Source organism: Mesorhizobium sp. M0615, from assembly GCF_040320805.1.
Classification (GTDB): Bacteria; Pseudomonadota; Alphaproteobacteria; order Rhizobiales; family Rhizobiaceae; genus Mesorhizobium.
On sequence record NZ_JAMYQI010000006.1, the window covers coordinates 220,095 to 236,471 of the forward strand.

Annotated in this window: 17 protein-coding genes; 16 read left to right on the forward strand and 1 reads right to left on the reverse strand. The window is 63.6% G+C overall.

All coding sequences use genetic code 11. The annotated features are described in order from the left end of the window. Window positions 1–5: 5 nt before the first annotated feature. The 15 genes from NKI46_RS12545 to trmB all read left to right on the forward strand — a co-directional run bounded on the left by NKI46_RS12545 (window position 6) and on the right by trmB (window position 15,147). Window positions 6–1,595 (forward strand): di-heme oxidoreductase family protein, encoded by a 1,590-nt coding sequence (locus NKI46_RS12545; protein ID WP_023692590.1) that lies wholly within the window; start codon window positions 6–8, stop codon window positions 1,593–1,595. Continuing rightward, the gene (locus tag NKI46_RS12550) at window positions 1,595–2,674 is read left to right on the forward strand and encodes an imelysin family protein (RefSeq protein ID WP_023692589.1); all 1,080 of its coding nucleotides are present in this window, start codon (window positions 1,595–1,597) and stop codon (window positions 2,672–2,674) included. Before NKI46_RS12545 ends, NKI46_RS12550 begins: the two co-directional genes overlap by 1 nt. A 2-nt stretch (window positions 2,675–2,676) precedes the next feature. Then, complete coding sequence (locus NKI46_RS12555) at window positions 2,677–3,783, forward strand: DUF1513 domain-containing protein (protein WP_023692588.1); 1,107 nt, start codon at window positions 2,677–2,679, stop codon at window positions 3,781–3,783. Between the two features lie 107 nt (window positions 3,784–3,890). Further along, window positions 3,891–4,568 carry a tRNA (adenosine(37)-N6)-threonylcarbamoyltransferase complex dimerization subunit type 1 TsaB gene (gene tsaB, locus NKI46_RS12560; protein WP_023682015.1) on the forward strand — a complete coding sequence of 226 codons (678 nt, stop codon included), beginning with the start codon at window positions 3,891–3,893 and terminating at the stop codon, window positions 4,566–4,568. Further along, window positions 4,568–5,062, forward strand: coding sequence for a ribosomal protein S18-alanine N-acetyltransferase (rimI, locus tag NKI46_RS12565; RefSeq protein ID WP_023669542.1), 495 nt, complete (start codon window positions 4,568–4,570; stop codon window positions 5,060–5,062). The genes tsaB and rimI overlap by 1 nt, the downstream gene beginning before the upstream one ends. Window positions 5,063–5,090: 28 nt before the next feature. Further along, window positions 5,091–5,891: a lyso-ornithine lipid O-acyltransferase gene (olsA, locus tag NKI46_RS12570; protein ID WP_023682014.1), complete on the forward strand. Its 801-nt coding sequence runs from the start codon at window positions 5,091–5,093 to the stop codon at window positions 5,889–5,891. Between the two features lie 76 nt (window positions 5,892–5,967). Next, window positions 5,968–7,377, forward strand: a complete 1,410-nt coding sequence (gene miaB / locus NKI46_RS12575) for a tRNA (N6-isopentenyl adenosine(37)-C2)-methylthiotransferase MiaB (RefSeq protein ID WP_352746432.1) — start codon at window positions 5,968–5,970, stop codon at window positions 7,375–7,377. Window positions 7,378–7,460: 83 nt separating this feature from the next. Further along, window positions 7,461–8,453 (forward strand): PhoH family protein, encoded by a 993-nt coding sequence (locus NKI46_RS12580; RefSeq protein WP_027049340.1) that lies wholly within the window; start codon window positions 7,461–7,463, stop codon window positions 8,451–8,453. Between the two features lie 17 nt (window positions 8,454–8,470). After that, on the forward strand, window positions 8,471–8,977 hold the full coding sequence (gene ybeY, locus NKI46_RS12585; protein WP_023682012.1) for an rRNA maturation RNase YbeY: 507 nt from the start codon (window positions 8,471–8,473) through the stop codon (window positions 8,975–8,977). 28 nt (window positions 8,978–9,005) lie between these two features. After that, window positions 9,006–10,100 carry a hemolysin family protein gene (locus tag NKI46_RS12590; protein ID WP_023682011.1) on the forward strand — a complete coding sequence of 365 codons (1,095 nt, stop codon included), beginning with the start codon at window positions 9,006–9,008 and terminating at the stop codon, window positions 10,098–10,100. 20 nt (window positions 10,101–10,120) lie between these two features. Further along, window positions 10,121–10,591: a VOC family protein gene (locus NKI46_RS12595; RefSeq protein ID WP_023738178.1), complete on the forward strand. Its 471-nt coding sequence runs from the start codon at window positions 10,121–10,123 to the stop codon at window positions 10,589–10,591. A 77-nt stretch (window positions 10,592–10,668) separates the two neighbouring features. Beyond that, a complete protein-coding gene (lnt, locus tag NKI46_RS12600; protein WP_023715302.1) occupies window positions 10,669–12,261 on the forward strand; it encodes an apolipoprotein N-acyltransferase in 1,593 nt (530 codons plus the stop codon). 136 nt (window positions 12,262–12,397) lie between these two features. After that, a complete protein-coding gene (locus NKI46_RS12605; RefSeq protein ID WP_023669550.1) occupies window positions 12,398–12,817 on the forward strand; it encodes a helix-turn-helix domain-containing protein in 420 nt (139 codons plus the stop codon). A 223-nt stretch (window positions 12,818–13,040) separates the two neighbouring features. After that, a complete protein-coding gene (metK, locus tag NKI46_RS12610; protein ID WP_023669551.1) occupies window positions 13,041–14,306 on the forward strand; it encodes a methionine adenosyltransferase in 1,266 nt (421 codons plus the stop codon). Window positions 14,307–14,445: 139 nt separating this feature from the next. Then, window positions 14,446–15,147 carry a tRNA (guanine(46)-N(7))-methyltransferase TrmB gene (trmB, locus tag NKI46_RS12615; RefSeq protein WP_023699459.1) on the forward strand — a complete coding sequence of 234 codons (702 nt, stop codon included), beginning with the start codon at window positions 14,446–14,448 and terminating at the stop codon, window positions 15,145–15,147. A 42-nt stretch (window positions 15,148–15,189) separates the two neighbouring features. On the opposite strand, the gene NKI46_RS12620 is transcribed toward trmB, so the two are convergent. Further along, entirely contained in the window at window positions 15,190–15,354 is a 165-nt protein-coding gene (locus tag NKI46_RS12620) for a hypothetical protein (RefSeq protein ID WP_023669553.1), read from the reverse strand. A gap of 335 nt (window positions 15,355–15,689) precedes the next feature. Here NKI46_RS12620 and rimP point away from each other — a divergent pair, with 335 nt between their 5' ends. After that, window positions 15,690–16,334: a ribosome maturation factor RimP gene (gene rimP, locus NKI46_RS12625; RefSeq protein WP_352746437.1), complete on the forward strand. Its 645-nt coding sequence runs from the start codon at window positions 15,690–15,692 to the stop codon at window positions 16,332–16,334. Window positions 16,335–16,377 lie beyond the last annotated feature (43 nt).

Below are 16,377 nucleotides of genomic sequence, written 5' to 3' on the forward strand. Positions count from 1 at the left end.
CAGGAATGCGGCGCCCCATAGATATTCTGCGCCGCTTGCGGCGGGCCGCCGGCCCGCTGCTCCTCAAAAACCCGCGATATCAGGCCTTTCGCGGGCTTTCGGTTGTAACCCTGGCGGCAATTTTGGCCCCGGCCCTGGCCGGATCGTCGGAACCGGTCGGCCTCGCCACGAGCCGCACCGACCTGACGCCGAAGGACCAGGCCCGCGTCCTTGCAGTTACCAGGCCAACCCAGGATTTCTCCAAGCCCGAATCCTTCGAAACGATGCAAGGCGGCGCCGGCACGTCGCGCAAGCAGGTCGACCGCGACGCCTTCTCGCAACCCTCTGAAAACATTACCTTCGAGGAACAGGGCAATTTCAAGCTCGGCAATGCGCTTTTCCGCAAGAACTGGGTGTCGTCGCCATCCTCGACCCAGGCCTCGGACGGTCTCGGACCCCTGTTCAACGAGCGCGCCTGCCAGAATTGCCATTTGAAGGATGGCCGCGGCCGCCCGCCGGCCGCCGACAGCCGCACCACGTCGATGTTCCTGCGGCTGGCGCGCGATGCGAGCACGGCCGAGGAAAAAGCCGAGATTGCCGTGCACAAGGTGCTGAACTTCCCCGATCCGGTCTACGGCGCGCAGTTGCAGGAACTGGCGGTGCCCGGCCTCAAGGGCGAAGGCCGCATGTATGTCGATTATCGCAAGGAAAAGGTCACGCTCGGCGACGGTAGCATCGTTTCGCTGCGCAAGCCGAGCTATTCGCTCGACGGGCTTGGCTACGGCCCGCTTGACCCGCGCACCACGCTGTCGCCACGTCTGACCCCGCCCATGATCGGCCTTGGCCTGATCGAACAGATCGCGCCGGCCGACATCCTTGCCCATGCCGATCCCGACGACCGCGACGGCATTTCCGGCAAGCCCAACATGGTGCGTGACCTCAGCAGCGGGCAACTGACGCTTGGCCGCTTCGGTTGGAAGGCGCAGACCGCATCGATCCGCCAGCAGGCGGCGGACGCCTTTGCCGGCGATATCGGCATTTCGACGCCGGAAGAGCCCAGCCACTGGGGCGATTGCACCGCAGCCGAAGAGGCCTGCTTAGCCATGCCCAATGGCGTGCAGAAGCGGCTCGGCCCGGTCGAGGCGCCACCACCGGTGATGGACCTCGTCACCTTCTATTCACAGAACCTTGCGGTGCCGGCGCGGCGCGATGTCGGCGCACCCGCCGTGCTCGCCGGCAAGAAGCTGTTCTACGAGATGGGCTGCATTGCCTGCCATACGCCGAAATTCGTCACCATGCGCGGGAACAAGGCGCAGGCGTTCCAACTGATCTGGCCCTATTCCGACTTTCTGCTGCACGACATGGGGCCTGGCCTTGCCGACGGCCAGGCGGTGGGCGATGCCACGGGCAGTGAATGGCGCACCCCGCCGCTATGGGGCATCGGCCTGACAAAGACCGTCAACGGCAACGCTTTCTTCCTGCATGACGGGCGTGCGCGCACGCTTACCGAAGCGATCCTGTGGCATGGCGGCGAGGGGCAGAAGGCGCGCGATCGCTTTGCCGCCGCCAATACGGCCGACCGCGATGCTCTCATCAAATTCCTGGAGTCATTCTGATGCTCAAGCGGGTTTTGCCTGTTCTCCTCCTCCCATTGGCTCTGTTCGGTGCGTCCCCGGCATCGGCCTCGGTGAAAGCCTCCGACGTGATCCAAAGAGCGATCGACGGCTTTGTCCGCCCCGCCTATGCCAGCCTGCATGGCCATGCCGGCACCTTGGCGAAGGCCATGGACGCGCTCTGCCAGGCGCCGTCGCAGGGCAACCTCGATGCCGCGCATGCCGGATTCTCGGCCACGGTCGCAGCTTGGTCGTCGGCTGAAATCATCGGCTTCGGGCCAATCAAGGAGAACAACCGGCTGGAGCGCATGCTCTACTGGCCGGACCGAAAGAGCATCGGCCTGAAGCAGGTGCAGGCGGCGCTGGCCGGCAAGGATCCGACCGCCACCGATCCGGCGCAGCTGGCGGGCAAGAGTGTCGCGATGCAGGGATTAGGGGCGCTTGAGTTCGTGCTTTACGGCGACGGCGCCGAGACGCTCGTCGGCAAGGACGAGCCCTATCGCTGCGCCTATGGCGCGGCAGTCGCCAAGAACATCGAGACCATGGCGGCCGATGTCGACGCGGCCTGGAAAAAACCGGACGGTTTTGCAGCCTCGTGGGCTAATCCCGGACCCGACAATGCGCTTTACCGCGACGGCACCGAAGCGGTGACCGAACTGGTCGGCGTCTTCATCAACGAGCTGGAAATGGTCCGCGACGTGCGCCTCAAAGGTTTTTTCGGCGCCAAGCCGGAGGCTGACAAGCCAAGGCAGGCGATCTACTGGCGGTCGCAAAACACCGGCCTGTCATTAGCCGGCAACCTCTCCGGCATTGATGCGCTGTTCCAGGCCTCGAAGCTCGGCGACGCGCTGCCCGAGGATAGCAGATGGATGGCGGAATCCATCCATATCCAGCTCATCAATGGCGTTGCCACTGCCAAATCCATCCAGGGTCCGATCGACAAGACGCTGGCCGATCCCGCGGAGCGCGGAAAACTCGAGCATTTCGCGCTGATCACCTCCAGCCTGTCGGGCCTGATCGGAACCAGGCTGACCGCCGAGTTCGGCCTGACCGCCGGCTTCTCCTCGCTCGACGGAGACTGATCATGAGGACGCCGCTGATCGACCGCCGCGATTTTCTCAGGGCTGCCGGCGCCGGCTTCGTCGCGTCAATGGCGCCGCGGGCCTGGGCGGACACGCTTGCCGCCGATGCCGTCTTTGCCACCGCCTTCGGCAAGCGCGACGGCAGCTTTGGCGCCGCTGTGTTGTCGGAAGCCGGAAAAGTATTGCATGCGATCGACCTGCCCGACCGTGGCCACGACGTCACCTTCGATCCGGCCTCAAAGCGCTCCGTGGTCTTCGCCCGGCAACCCGGCACCTTCGCCGTGGTCTTCGACCATGCCGGCCGCGAGCCGCCGCTGACCATCGCCAGCATCACCGGTCGGCATTTCTTCGGCCACGGTGTGTTTTCCACCGACGGCGCGCTGCTTTACGCCACCGAAAACAATTTCGACAATGCCGCCGGCGTCGTCGGGATCTACGACGCACGGGCCAAGTTCAGCCGCATCGGCGAGTTTCCGACCTATGGCATGGGGCCGCATGAGCTCTTGCTGCTCGGAGACGGCCGGACGATCGCCATCGCCAATGGCGGCATCGAGACCCATCCCGACTATGGCCGCGCCGAGCTCAACATCGCCACCATGAAGCCGTCCTATGTGCTGGTCGATCGCACAACCGGCGATCTCATCGAAAAGCACGAACTGCCGCCGGCTCTGCACCAGCTGTCGATTCGCCACATGGATGCCGACCCCACAGGCACCATCTGGTTCGGCTGCCAGTACCGCGGGCCGGGCACCGAGCGGCCACCGCTGGTCGGCCGCGCCACGCGCGGCAAGGGGCTGCAGCTGCTCGACATGCCGCAGGACGTGCTATCCGGCTTCCGGAACTACATCGGCTCGGTCGCCGCCAACCCGATTGCCGGCACGGTCGCGGTGTCTTCGCCGGAAGGCAATTCGCTGGCCGTCATCGACGCCGCCAGCGGCAAGATCGTCGCCACCAAGGCGCTGGTCGAGGTCTGCGGCCTGGCGCCCGACGGCCCGGGCTTCATGGCAACCACGGGTGCCGGCGAAATCATCGAAGGCAGCGGCGCGACGCGCTCCGAGCCCGACTATGTCTGGGACAACCACATGCTGCGCATCGCGCCGGCGGCGTAAGCCGTCCGGCCTGCACCGAAGCGAAGCCGCTTAACAATTTACGCGCTGGCTCTTGCGGCGGCGCGCCGTGGCGGGCAGAGGGAGACTGTTTTTCGAACCGGTCGCCCATGAAACTGCTCGCCATCGACTGTGCCGCCAATCTCTGCGCCGCTTGCGTCTATGACGCATCGGGCGGCAGAGAGCTCGGCCGCTCGGTACTCGATCTCGGCAAAGGCCACGCCGAACACCTGATGGCTGTCATTGACGAAGCGTTGAAAGCGGACGGCACCGATTATGCCGGCCTTGGCGCCGTTGCGGTCTCCATCGGTCCGGGTTCCTTCACCGGCCTGCGGGTGGGCGTCTCGGCGGCGCGCGGCCTGGCGCTGGCGCTGAAGATCCCGGCGATCGGGGTAACGACACTGGAGGCGCTGGCGGCCGAGGCGAGGGCGGCATTTCCCGGCCGCCCGATCCTGGCCGCTCTCGATGCAGGCCGCGAGGAGATCCATGCCGCGTTTTACGATGCGGAAGCGATTTTGCGCTATGGTCCGGCTGTGACCACACTTGCCCAAGCCGCGGGAATGGCGGCGGACAATCGTCCGGTGCTTGCCGGCACGGCCGCCGTGCAGATCGCAGCCGCGGCCGGTCGCGATTTCGATATCGGCCCGACGGCTGCCACCGCCGACATTGCCGTCTACGCCCGGCTCGCCGCTGCAAAAGGTGAGGGCGACAAGCCGAAGCCACTCTATCTGCGCGGCGCCGATGCCAAGGCGCAGGCCGGGTTCATCCTGTTGAGGCAGGAAAAGTGATGCGCATCCCTTTCCTCCAGCCGCGCCGCAGGGACTATGCGCTCGAGCCGCTGACCATCGCCGACAGCCCGGCAGCGTCGGTGCTGCATCGCGAGGATTTCGTCCGGCCCTGGACCGATGGCGAGTTCGCCGCGTTGCTCGAACAGGAAACCGTGTTCGGCTATGCCGCGCGCGAAATCGGCCAGGGCGCCAAGCCGCCGGTCGGCTTCGTGCTGGCCAGGCTTGCAGCCGGCGAGGGCGAGATTCTGACCGTGGCGGTGGCGCGCTCGCATCGCCGCCAGGGGCTCGGCTGGCAATTGATGGACGCCGTGCTGCGCGAATTGCATGCGCAGCGCGCCGAGGCGCTGTTCCTTGAGGTCGACGAGACCAATGTCGCTGCCATCGCCCTCTACCGGCGGCTCGGCTTCCGCCAGGTGGGCCACCGCGCCAATTATTACCGCTCGACCGAACATGGTCCTACCGGCGCGCTTGTCATGCGCCGCGATCTTCGCTAGCCAAAGTTTTGGGGCAGGGCCAAGCTGCATGATCGGAAAAATCAGGATTTTCCTGGCGCTGAGCCTCGTTGTCGTCGGTTCGCTGGTCCTTGTGCCTTTGCAGCTGCTGTCGATGAAGACCGGAATCTGGCGCGAGACGGTCATTCTGAAGGTCTGGCACAGCCTCATCGTCCGGACGCTCGGCCTGCGCATCCATGTCAAAGGCGCACTGTCCAGCCAGCGCCCGCTGCTGGTCGCCTCGAACCATATCTCCTGGACCGACATCATGGTGCTCGGCTCCTTTGCCGATGTGACATTCATCGCCCGGGCGGACATGGAGGGATGGCCGCTGATCGGCTGGCTGTCGAAACTGCAGCGTACGGTCTTCATCGAACGCGAGCGCAAGCGGACAGCTGGCGACCAGGCCAGCGAGATCGCCAGCCGCATGGCCAAGGGCGACGCCATGGTGCTGTTTGCCGAGGGCTCTACCGGCGACGGCAACACCATCCTGCCGTTCAAGAGCACCTTGTTCGGCGCCGCCTCGATGGCGATTTCGGAAGGCGCGGCCGAGCAGGTCTTCATCCAGCCGCTGGCGATTGCCTACACGCGGGTGCACGGCGTGCCTCTCGGCCGTCGCCACCGGCCGCTCGCTGCCTGGATCGGCGATCAGGACCTGATGCCGCATCTCAAGGTGCTGATGGCCGAAGGCGCCATTGACGTCGAGGTGCATTTCGGCGAGCCCATCGCCTTTTCCAAGGGCTCGAACCGCAAGGAAACGTCGAGGATGATGGAAAGCCAGGTGCGCGCCATGATGCAGGCCGCGCTCGCCGATCCCCGACCGAGCCGCTAGCGCAGGCCGGGCGCCTACAGGCCGATGCCCGAGAATCGTCTGTTTTTTGTCACGGAAAGGCGTTAGAAGCCGCCGGATGGATTTGAACACGATAGAGCGGAACGAAACCGACAGCGCCTCGCAAAGCGCTGCTGCGGCGTCCGCCCCGGCCAAAAAGGTCTTCGTCAAGACCTATGGCTGCCAGATGAATGTCTATGACTCACAGCGCATGACCGATGCGCTGGCCGCCGACGGCTACACCGCAACCGATGTCATCGCCGACGCCGACCTGGTGCTGCTCAACACCTGCCATATCAGGGAGAAGGCGGCGGAAAAGGTCTATTCCGAGCTCGGCCGCATCCGCGACATGAAGGCTGAACGCGCAGCAGTTGGGCGCGAAATGCTGATCGGCGTCGCCGGTTGCGTCGCGCAGGCCGAAGGCGCGGAAATCATCCGCCGTTCGCCTGCTGTCGATCTGGTCATCGGCCCGCAGACCTATCACCGGCTGCCCGATGTGCTGGCCCGGGTGCGTGGCGGCGAGAAGATCGTCGAGACCGAATACGCCATCGAGGACAAGTTCGAGCATCTGCCGCAGCCGAAGCGCGCCGAAATGATCAAGCGCGGCGTCACCGCCTTCCTCACGGTGCAGGAAGGCTGCGACAAATTCTGCACCTTCTGCGTCGTGCCCTATACCAGGGGCTCGGAAGTGTCGCGGCCGGTGGCGCAGATCGTCGCCGAAGCCGAGCGGCTGGCCGATGCCGGTGTGCGCGAGGTGACGCTGCTGGGGCAGAACGTCAATGCATGGCACGGCAAGGGTGAGGATGGCATGGAATGGGGGCTTGGTCGCCTGCTGTTCCGGCTGGCCGAAATTCCCGGCCTGGCGCGGCTGCGCTACACCACCAGCCATCCGCGCGACATGGACGACGAATTGATCGCTGCCCATCGCGATCTCCCGGCTTTGATGCCTTATCTGCACCTGCCGGTGCAATCCGGGTCAGACCGCATCCTCAAGGCGATGAACCGCAGGCATACGGCCAAGGACTATCTGGCGCTGCTCGAGCGCATCCGCGCTGCACGCGGCGACATCGCGCTGTCCGGTGACTTCATCGTCGGCTTCCCCGGCGAGACCGATGCAGATTTCGAGGCCACGATGGGTCTGGTGCGCCAGGTGAACTACGCCTCGGCCTTCTCGTTCAAATATTCGCCGCGTCCCGGCACGCCGGGCGCCGATATGCCCGATCACGTGCCGGAAGCGGTCAAGGACGAGCGCCTGCAACGCCTGCAGGCGCTGCTGCTGAAACAACAGCAGGATTTCGGCCTGGGCCTGGTCGGCAGCACCATCGACACGCTGATCGAGAAGCCCGGCCGTCAGGCCGGCCAGAAGGTCGGCCGCTCGCCCTGGCTGCAGCCGGTTATTGTTGATGAAATGGCCGGCGAAATCGGTGACATTATCCGGGTGCGAATCACGAAGACGGGCTACAATAGCCTGTTCGCCGAGTTGGCTTGATGGCCTCGGCAGATGAGGAGAGACGGTTGAGCGCTGCTGAAGTGAAGACTCTGCCCCAGAACCAGACATCCGGGGCCTCTGACATGGCGCACATCGTTCTGACTTTCGACAACAACAAGCTTGCCAGCGCCCTGTACGGCCAGTTCGACGAGAATTTGGCCCGGCTTGAGCAGAAGCTCGGCGTCGACATCCGCTCGCGCGGCAACCAGTTGACCATCAAGGGCTCGGCCTCGGCGGCCGAACAGGCGCGCCGCGCACTCGACAATCTCTACGGCATTCTCCAGAAGGGCACCGACATTGGCCAGTCCGACGTCGATGGCGCCGTGCGCATGGCGATTGCCGCCGACGACCAGCTGACGCTGCCGACGCTTGAACGCAAGGGCAAGGTTTCGGCCGCCCAGATCTCCACCCGCAAGAAGACGATCTATGCCCGTTCGCTCAACCAGGACGCCTATATGCGGGCACTGGAGCGTTCGGAACTTGTCTTCGGCATTGGCCCGGCCGGCACCGGCAAGACCTATCTGGCGGTGGCGCATGCGGCGATGCTGCTCGAACGCGGCATGGTCGAGCGCATCATCCTGTCACGGCCGGCGGTCGAGGCCGGCGAGCGGCTGGGTTTTCTGCCCGGCGATATGAAGGAAAAGGTCGATCCGTACCTGCGGCCCCTCTATGACGCGCTTTACGACATGATGCCGGCCGACAAGGTCGAGCGCGCCATTGCCGCCGAGGTCATCGAGATCGCGCCGCTGGCCTTCATGCGCGGCCGCACGCTGGCGCATGCCGCCGTCATCCTCGACGAGGCGCAGAACACCACGCCGATGCAGATGAAGATGTTTTTGACCCGCCTCGGCGAGAATTCGCGCATGATCGTCACCGGCGATCCGACGCAGATCGATCTGCCTCCAAGCACCAAGTCGGGCCTCGTCGAAGCCTTGCGTGTCCTTGACGGCGTGGCGGGCGCGGTAACCGTGCGCTTCAACGATGTCGACGTTGTGCGCCACCCGCTGGTGGCCGAAATCGTCAGGGCCTATGACCGCGACGCCAAGCTGGCGCGCGGCCTCGGCGCCGAGAGCTGATGTGACGATGCGGGCTCATGCCTGAAGACATAAGACCTGGCGGCGGGGATAGTTCGGTTCCCGTCGAGATCGATATGTCGGTCGAGGCCGGCGACTGGCCCGATGAGGCGGCGCTGACGCGTCTGGTCGATCGCGCCGTGTCGGCTGCCTTTGCCGAAACCGCTGCTGCCGGTCCTTCCGAAGTCAGCATCGTCTTTTCCGACGATGCCCATATCCGTACCCTCAATGCCGGCTGGCGCGGCAAGGACAAGGCGACCAACGTCTTGTCTTTCCCGGCTTTTCCGTTCCCCAGGGGTGGCAAGCTGCCGCCGATGCTGGGTGACATCGTGCTCGCCGCCGAGACGGTGGCGCGCGAAGCAGCCCTGGAAGACAAGCCCTTCGAGAACCATATCACCCATCTCGTCATCCACGGCCTGCTGCATTTACTGGGCTACGATCACGAGACCGATGCAGAGGCCGAGGAGATGGAAGCCATCGAGCGCTCAACGCTCGCAAGGCTTGCCATTCCCGATCCCTACACGTAATGACAAAAGACCAATTGACCGGACGACGATGAACGACAAACCAGAAACTGCCGCCCGCCCCGAGGCTGGCAGTGCGACAAAGCCTTCCGATACGACGGAAGAGGGATCGAGTCCGAGTCCCAGTTCCGGCAGCCCCGCTTCTGGTAGCATTGCCAGCGAGCCATCGCCTGCCGGTCCGTCCCTGTTCGACCGCGTCTTGGGCCTTTTCAGGCAGCGGAACGGCACCAGCCTGCGCGAGGAAATCGCCGGCGCGCTTGCCGAAACGACCAGCGATGCCGGGTCTTTCTCGCCCGGCGAACGCGCCATGCTCAACAACATATTGCGCCTGCGCGAGGTACGCGTCGAGGACGTCATGGTGCCGCGCGCCGATATTGAGGCCGTCGAGATCACCACGACGTTGGGCGATCTCCTCGGTCTGTTCGAGCAGTCCGGCCATTCCCGCATGCCGGTCTATTCCGAGACGCTCGACGATCCGCGCGGCATGGTTCACATCCGCGACGTGCTGGCCCACATCACCAAGGTCGCCCGGGTCAAGAAGGGCAGAACATCCAGGAAGACGCCGGCAACGACGCTTCTCGACCTCGCCCAGGTCGATCTCGGCCGCACCATCGGCGACCTCAATCTGATCCGCCCGGTGCTGTTCGTGCCGCCCTCGATGCTTGCCTCCGACCTGATGGGCCATATGCAGACGACGCGAACCCAGATGGCGCTGGTCATCGACGAATATGGCGGCACCGATGGTCTCGCCTCGCTGGAAGACATCGTCGAGATGGTCGTCGGCGATATCGAGGACGAGCATGACGAGGACGAGCCGCTGATCACCCAGACCGGCGAGGGCGTGTTCGTCGTCGACGGCAAGGCCGAGATCGACGAGGTCGCCAAGATGATCGGCGAGGACTTTACCGCCGGTGAGCATGGTGAATATGTCGACACGATCGGCGGCATGATTTTCAACACGCTCGGTCGCGTGCCCGCGCGTGGTGAGGTTGTGCAAGCCATTCCCGGCTTCGAATTCCACGTGCTCGACGCCGATCCGCGCCGCGTCAAGCGGGTGCGCATCGTCCAGAACCAGAAGGGCGAGCGTCGCCGCCGCGTGACCGCCCCCCGCACCGAGCAGGCCTAGGACAGAACGTTGCCCGGCCGATGACGATCGACGATCCCTTCAAGCACTCAACCTTTGGCTCGGGTGTCTTCTACAAGGACCCGCGAGCCGCATTGAAATGGCTCGAAACGGCCTTCGGCTTCGAGCCGAGCATGGTGGTCAGCGATGCCGACGGACGGCTGGTCCATGCCGAAATGCGCTTTGGCGACGGCTACATCATCGTCGATTCCGAATGGGCCGATCATATTGCCAGTCCGGTAAGCGTCGGCGGCAAGAACACTCAGTCGGTCTGTGTGCGTCTGAAAGACGGCCTGGACGTGCATTGTGAGCGGGCAATGGCGGCTGGAGCCCAAATCGTCGAGGAGCCTGCCGACCATTTCTACGGCGAACGGCAGTATCGGGCGCGCGACCCCGAAAGCCATGTCTGGACCTTCTCCCAGACCTTGCGCACCGTGCCGCGCGAGGAGGCCGAGCAACTGAGCGGGCTAACCATCGAGGGATGGCACCGATAGCGCAGCGATCGGCCGGTTCGCGTTTCAATAAATCTGATAAATCTTGGCTCCTGATTCGCGCGACCTGGGAAGTCTGTATGGAGCGCCTTGCCGGCCGGATAATTCTGCTTTGGGGCTGGCGGCGCGCGCTGGTGGCGTTTCTTGCCGGGGCGCTGGCGGTGCTCGCCCAGGCGCCTTACGATTTCTTCGCCGTCTGTTTCGTCTCGTTTCCACTGCTGGTCTGGCTGCTCGACGGCGCCACCGGCGAGGCTTCCGACGGCTGGCTCAGGCGCCTGCGGCCGGCTTTTGCCATCGGCTGGTGGTTCGGCTTCGGCTATTTCCTCGCCGGCCTGTGGTGGATCGGCGAGGCGCTTCTGGTCGAGGCCGACAGTTTCGCCTGGGCCTTACCCTTCGCGGTCGTAGGCATTCCTTTGGCGCTGGCATTTTTCTACGGCTTCGCCACCGTCGTCGCGCGGCTGTTATGGACCAACGATATTGGCCGCGTTGCCGCCCTTGCCTTTGCTTTTGGCCTGACGGAATGGCTGCGCGGCTTCCTGTTCACCGGCTTTCCCTGGAATGCCGTCGGCTATGCGGCGATGCCCGTGCCGCTGTTGATGCAAAGCGTGTCGGTGACCGGCATGGTCGGCATGAACGCGCTGGCGGTCTTTGTCTTCGCCATGCCGGCCTTGCTTGCAGCACGCCGGCATGTCCGTCTCGGTGTGGTCCTGCTTGCCATTCTCGTCGCCGCCCATGCCGGCTTCGGCTATGTCAGGCTCGCGACCCCCGACAAGCCGGCAACCCGCACTCTCGATGTCCGTATCGTGCAACCGGATGTCGACCTCAGCGAAAAATGGGACACTTCGGTGCGCGACCGCATCTTCGCCACGATGATGGGCCTGTCGGCCGCAGCGCCCGATCCCGGCCATAACAAACCGCAGTTGATCCTGTGGCCGGAGACCTCGGTACCCTTCCTGTTCACCGAGCGTCCGGACGCGCTGACCGCGGTCGGCGACATGCTGCAGCCTGGTCAGATGCTGATTGCCGGCGTCGTGCGCGAGGAGCGCGGATCCGGGGCGGATGCCGACAGCCGCTACTACAATTCGGTGGTGGCGATCGATGACAAGGGCGAAATCGCTGATGCCGTCGACAAGGTCCATCTGGTCCCGTTCGGCGAGTATCTGCCGTTTTCCGGTCTGCTCAGCCGCTTCGGCATCGGACAGCTCGTCGCCGGGCCGATGAATTTCGCCGCCGGCAACGAGCGCCATCCGATCGCTTTGCCCGGCGGCATCAGCGCCTTGCCGTTTATTTGCTACGAGGTGATCTTTCCTGATCTTGTGGCTGTTGACGCAACGTCATCCCAGCTTATTGTGAACGTCACCAACGACGCATGGTTCGGCGACACGCCCGGGCCGTACCAGCATTTCAGGCAGGCTCAGATTCGCGCGGTGGAAAACGGATTGCCGCTGTTGCGCGCCGCCAACAACGGCATTTCCGCCGTTGTCGATACGCGCGGACGCATCGTCGACGCATTGGCGGTCGATGCACGTGGCGCCATCGACGTGCGGGTGCCGATCTCCGGCCAAGCCTTCATCTCCGCCGCGCGGCGGCGCATTAACGGAATGCTGATCATGTTGGTGTTTGCCGCAATCGCCCTCAGCTTGAACGTAAGGCAACGGCTACGGGTGAATTGACAGTCGACACATTAGAAACTCATACTGTTACCGCCTAATTTTCTCGAAGTCGGTTGGTGTTTCTGTTGGGGCAGTTGGCTCCGGCTTCGTTGGGCGAGAAAAATAGAAAAGGCCGGAAAAATTCGGCGAGGAAAAAATGACAGAAGAAAACAAGAAGAAACCGAATCCGATCGACATCCATGTCGGAAGTCGCGTCCGCCTTCGGCGCAATATGCTTGGAATGAGCCAGGAAAAGCTTGGTGAAAATCTCGGTATTACGTTTCAGCAGATCCAAAAATATGAAAAAGGAACGAACCGCGTCGGCGCCAGCCGTCTGCAGGCAATAGCCTCGATACTCAGCGTGCCTGTCGCCTTCTTTTTCGAGGATGCGCCAGGGCAGGAGCCGGTGGGTAATAGAGGATTTGCCGAGGACACTTCGATGGCTTTCGCCGTCGAATTCTGCGGCAGTCCGGAAGGGCTTCAGCTCAACCGCGCGTTCGTCAAGATCGCGGATGTGAAGGTGCGCCGCCGGATTATCGACCTTGTGAAGTCCCTTTCTGCCGAAGATGCCGAGTGATTCGGTGGGTCGATTGACCCATTGGGCCCCAGTAATCCCCTGGGTCCGAGTAGCCCAGAGGCTCGACTGCCGGCGGCGCCAAGCCGCCGGTGGTACAAGATATATTGCTGCGGCACTCATGCCAGAACCGCGGCACCGCTTGACGAGCGGCGCCCGGCACCGTTAACACGTGGCGCGCCAAAATCGGCAGCCCTGCCGATCGTTTTTTCAAGAGGGGACACCCGTGACGCGGCAGAACTACTTCTTCACCTCGGAATCCGTGGCCGAGGGTCATCCCGATAAAGTCTGTGACCGCATCTCGGACGAGATCGTCGATCTGGTCTATCGCGAGGCCAAGAAGACCGGCATGGACCCATGGAAAGTCCGCGTCGCCTGCGAGACGCTCGCAACCACCAACCGCGTCGTCATCGCCGGCGAAGTAAGGGTTCCCGATACTCTGCTGAAGCGGGACAAAGCCGGCAACATCCTCAAGGACGCCGCCGGGCATTCGGTCGTCAACCCGGCCAAGTTCAAGTCGGTCGCCCGCAAGGCGATCCGCGAAATCGGCTACGAGCAGGCCGGCTTCCACTGGAAGACGGCAAAGATCGAGGTTCTGCTGCACGGCCAGTCGCCCGACATCGGCCAGGGAGTCGACAACGCCGCCGACCGCCAGGGCGAAGAGGGTGCCGGCGACCAGGGCATCATGTTCGGCTATGCCTGCCGCGAGACCCCGGACCTGATGCCGGCGCCGATCTATTACAGCCACAAGATTCTCGAACTGCTCGCCGCTGCCCGTCACGAAAACAACGGCGAAGCCGGCAAGCTCGGACCCGACGCCAAGAGCCAGGTCACCGTTCGCTATGTCGATGGCAAAGCCGCCGAAGCGACGCAGATCGTGCTGTCGACGCAGCATCTCGACGCGACCTGGGATTCCAAGAAGGTCCGCAAGGTCGTTGAGCCTTACATCCGTGAGGCGCTCGGCGACCTCAAGATCGCCGACGATTGCATGTGGTACATCAACCCGACGGGCAAGTTCGTCATCGGTGGACCGGACGGCGACGCCGGCCTGACCGGCCGCAAGATCATCGTCGACACCTACGGTGGTGCTGCCCCGCACGGCGGCGGCGCCTTCTCCGGCAAGGACACCACCAAGGTCGACCGCTCTGCCGCCTATGCGGCGCGCTATCTCGCCAAAAATGTAGTGGCGGCCAAGCTCGCCGACCGCTGCACCATCCAGCTGTCCTACGCCATCGGCGTTGCCCAGCCGCTGTCGGTCTATGTCGACCTGCACGGCACCGGCAAGGTCGACGAGGCCAAGCTCGAGGAAGCGCTGCGCACGGTGATGGATTTGTCGCCATCCGGCATCCGCAGGCATCTCGACCTCAACAAGCCGATCTACGCAAAGACCTCGTCCTACGGCCATTTCGGCCGCAAGGCCGGCCGAGACGGGTCCTTCTCCTGGGAAAAGACCGATCTGGCCAAGGCGCTCAAGGACGCGATCGCTGCTTAGGCATGATTCCAAAAAGTGGGTACCGGTTTTTTGGAAAAGATCATGCTCCAACAAAGGATTAGATTGAGATGAGATTTCAGCCAAATCTCATCTCAATCCCAAATCTCATCTCAATCTAAGCGCGGCGCGCGACCAGGCCATGGATCCACAGGACAGGCGGAGCCGGGCGACCGAAGGGTTCTTCGGCCGCCGGCACGGCAAGACCATTCGCCCGCAGCAGGCGGCGGCGCTGGAAAGCGGTCTTGGGGCCTATGGCCTCGACCTCTCCGTCCAGGCACCGGCAGAATTGCGCGCGCTATTCTCAGCGGATGTTTCAACGGTTCGGCTGGAAATCGGCTTCGGCGGCGGTGAGCATCTGCTGCACCGTGCCACGGAGGCACCGGCGACCGGCTTCATCGGTGTCGAGCCGTTCGTCAACGGCATGGCCAAGCTGATGATGGCGGTGCGGGAAAAGCCGCTTGCCAATCTTCGCGTTTATGACGACGACGCCACGCGCCTGCTCGATTGGTTGCCGCAGGCGTCGCTCGACGGCATCGATCTGCTCTACCCCGATCCCTGGCCGAAGAAAAAGCACTGGAAGCGGCGTTTTGTCAGCCCGCTCAACCTCGATCGGTTCGCGCGCGTGCTGAAGCCGGGCGGAAAATTCCGCTTCGCATCCGACATCGACACCTATGTGAACTGGACCTTGTTGCACTGTCGGGCGCATGGCGGGCTCCTCTGGCAGGTGCAAGATGGGGCCGACTGGCATCGGCCCTATGAAGGCTGGCCGGGCACACGCTACGAGGCAAAAGCCATTCGCGAGGGCCGACGGCCGGCCTATCTCACCTTCATCAGAAAATAGTTCGATGCGGGAAAGTGTCCCGCATCGACAGCCGGTCTGGCTTCAGAAACGGCCGATCTTGCCGAAAGCGGTCGGGTCCATGCCAAGCCGGCGCAGATCGTTGGCGCGCGGCTTGCGGCCGGCTTCGACGGCCCGCGAGGCGGCAACGGCGCTGCCGAACAGGGCAAAGGCGTCGCCTATGGCGGAAAACACGGTACGGTTGCTCATTGTCTTGACCTTTCGCGCGCCACCGCGCGCTCATCTTTGATTTGTGCAGTGCACCATAGATAGCGATGTGACATCCTGGATCACAGGGCCGTTACCGCATAGCCGGCATGCGCCCCGCGCAATCCTGCCAGCCGTCGCCGGCTGCACTCTGCCCGGCCCCTCAACAGACTTGAAACACTGGCCGGGATCGTCTATATCAGCCTCAAATTCTTGGTCGGTATGACGAAGAGTGGGTCCACCCGGTCCCGCTCTTTTTTATTACCTGCCGGTCAGCCATCAGCAAAGAGATGGTTCGGGACGACGATCATCCTGACCCATAGAACGACAGGAAACGCATGACTGCAACGGCAAGCGAAGCCGACGACCGCATCATCCGCGAAAGCGGTATCGATGCGCGCATCGCGCTGATCGTTCAGCCGGTGTTGCGAGGCATTGGCTTCCGTCTCGTGCGGGTGCATCTGTCGGGCCAGAACGGCCTGACGCTGCAGATCATGGCCGAACGCGAGGACGGCATCATGACCGTCGAGGATTGCGAAGAGGTCAGCCGCGCTGTGTCGCCGGCGCTCGACGTCGATGACCCGATCGAGAAGGCCTATCATCTCGAAGTGTCGTCGCCGGGCATCGACCGGCCGCTGGTACGCAAGTCGGATTTCGTCACCTGGACCGGCCATCTGGTGAAGATGGAAACCTCGGTGCCGGTCGCCGACCGCAAGCGCTTCAAGGGCAAGATCGCCGAAGCCGGCGAAGACGACATGCTGCTCGAGCGCGACAAGGCCGCCTACGGCGAAGAGCCGACGGTTCGCATTCCTTATGACGCGATCGCCGATGTGCGGCTGATCCTCACCGACGACCTTATTCGCGATGCCCTTTCGAAGGACAACCGGGAACGCAAGGAAGCCAAGAAACGCCGCGGCGAAGCTGATGATGCACCCGAAGGTGCTGAAGGCGGCGCGGAAGACGAAATCGAACAGGAACTATGATGAGCGGCCGGGCCTAAAAGCTCGGCAACAAGCTCGGGAGAAA

Bases quoted from the DNA above. Each gene is read 5' to 3' on its own strand.
- NKI46_RS12545 (WP_023692590.1), top strand. From the start codon at position 6: ATGCGGCGCCCCATAGATATTCTGCGCCGCTTGCGGCGGGCCGCCGGC.
- NKI46_RS12550 (WP_023692589.1), top strand. From the start codon at position 1,595: ATGCTCAAGCGGGTTTTGCCTGTTCTCCTCCTCCCATTGGCTCTGTTC.
- NKI46_RS12555 (WP_023692588.1), top strand. From the start codon at position 2,677: ATGAGGACGCCGCTGATCGACCGCCGCGATTTTCTCAGGGCTGCCGGC.
- tsaB (WP_023682015.1), top strand. From the start codon at position 3,891: ATGAAACTGCTCGCCATCGACTGTGCCGCCAATCTCTGCGCCGCTTGC.
- rimI (WP_023669542.1), top strand. From the start codon at position 4,568: ATGCGCATCCCTTTCCTCCAGCCGCGCCGCAGGGACTATGCGCTCGAG.
- olsA (WP_023682014.1), top strand. From the start codon at position 5,091: ATGATCGGAAAAATCAGGATTTTCCTGGCGCTGAGCCTCGTTGTCGTC.
- miaB (WP_352746432.1), top strand. From the start codon at position 5,968: ATGGATTTGAACACGATAGAGCGGAACGAAACCGACAGCGCCTCGCAA.
- NKI46_RS12580 (WP_027049340.1), top strand. From the start codon at position 7,461: ATGGCGCACATCGTTCTGACTTTCGACAACAACAAGCTTGCCAGCGCC.
- ybeY (WP_023682012.1), top strand. From the start codon at position 8,471: ATGCCTGAAGACATAAGACCTGGCGGCGGGGATAGTTCGGTTCCCGTC.
- NKI46_RS12590 (WP_023682011.1), top strand. From the start codon at position 9,006: ATGAACGACAAACCAGAAACTGCCGCCCGCCCCGAGGCTGGCAGTGCG.
- NKI46_RS12595 (WP_023738178.1), top strand. From the start codon at position 10,121: ATGACGATCGACGATCCCTTCAAGCACTCAACCTTTGGCTCGGGTGTC.
- lnt (WP_023715302.1), top strand. From the start codon at position 10,669: ATGGAGCGCCTTGCCGGCCGGATAATTCTGCTTTGGGGCTGGCGGCGC.
- NKI46_RS12605 (WP_023669550.1), top strand. From the start codon at position 12,398: ATGACAGAAGAAAACAAGAAGAAACCGAATCCGATCGACATCCATGTC.
- trmB (WP_023699459.1), top strand. From the start codon at position 14,446: ATGGATCCACAGGACAGGCGGAGCCGGGCGACCGAAGGGTTCTTCGGC.
- NKI46_RS12620 (WP_023669553.1), bottom strand. From the start codon at position 15,354: ATGAGCAACCGTACCGTGTTTTCCGCCATAGGCGACGCCTTTGCCCTG.
- rimP (WP_352746437.1), top strand. From the start codon at position 15,690: ATGACTGCAACGGCAAGCGAAGCCGACGACCGCATCATCCGCGAAAGC.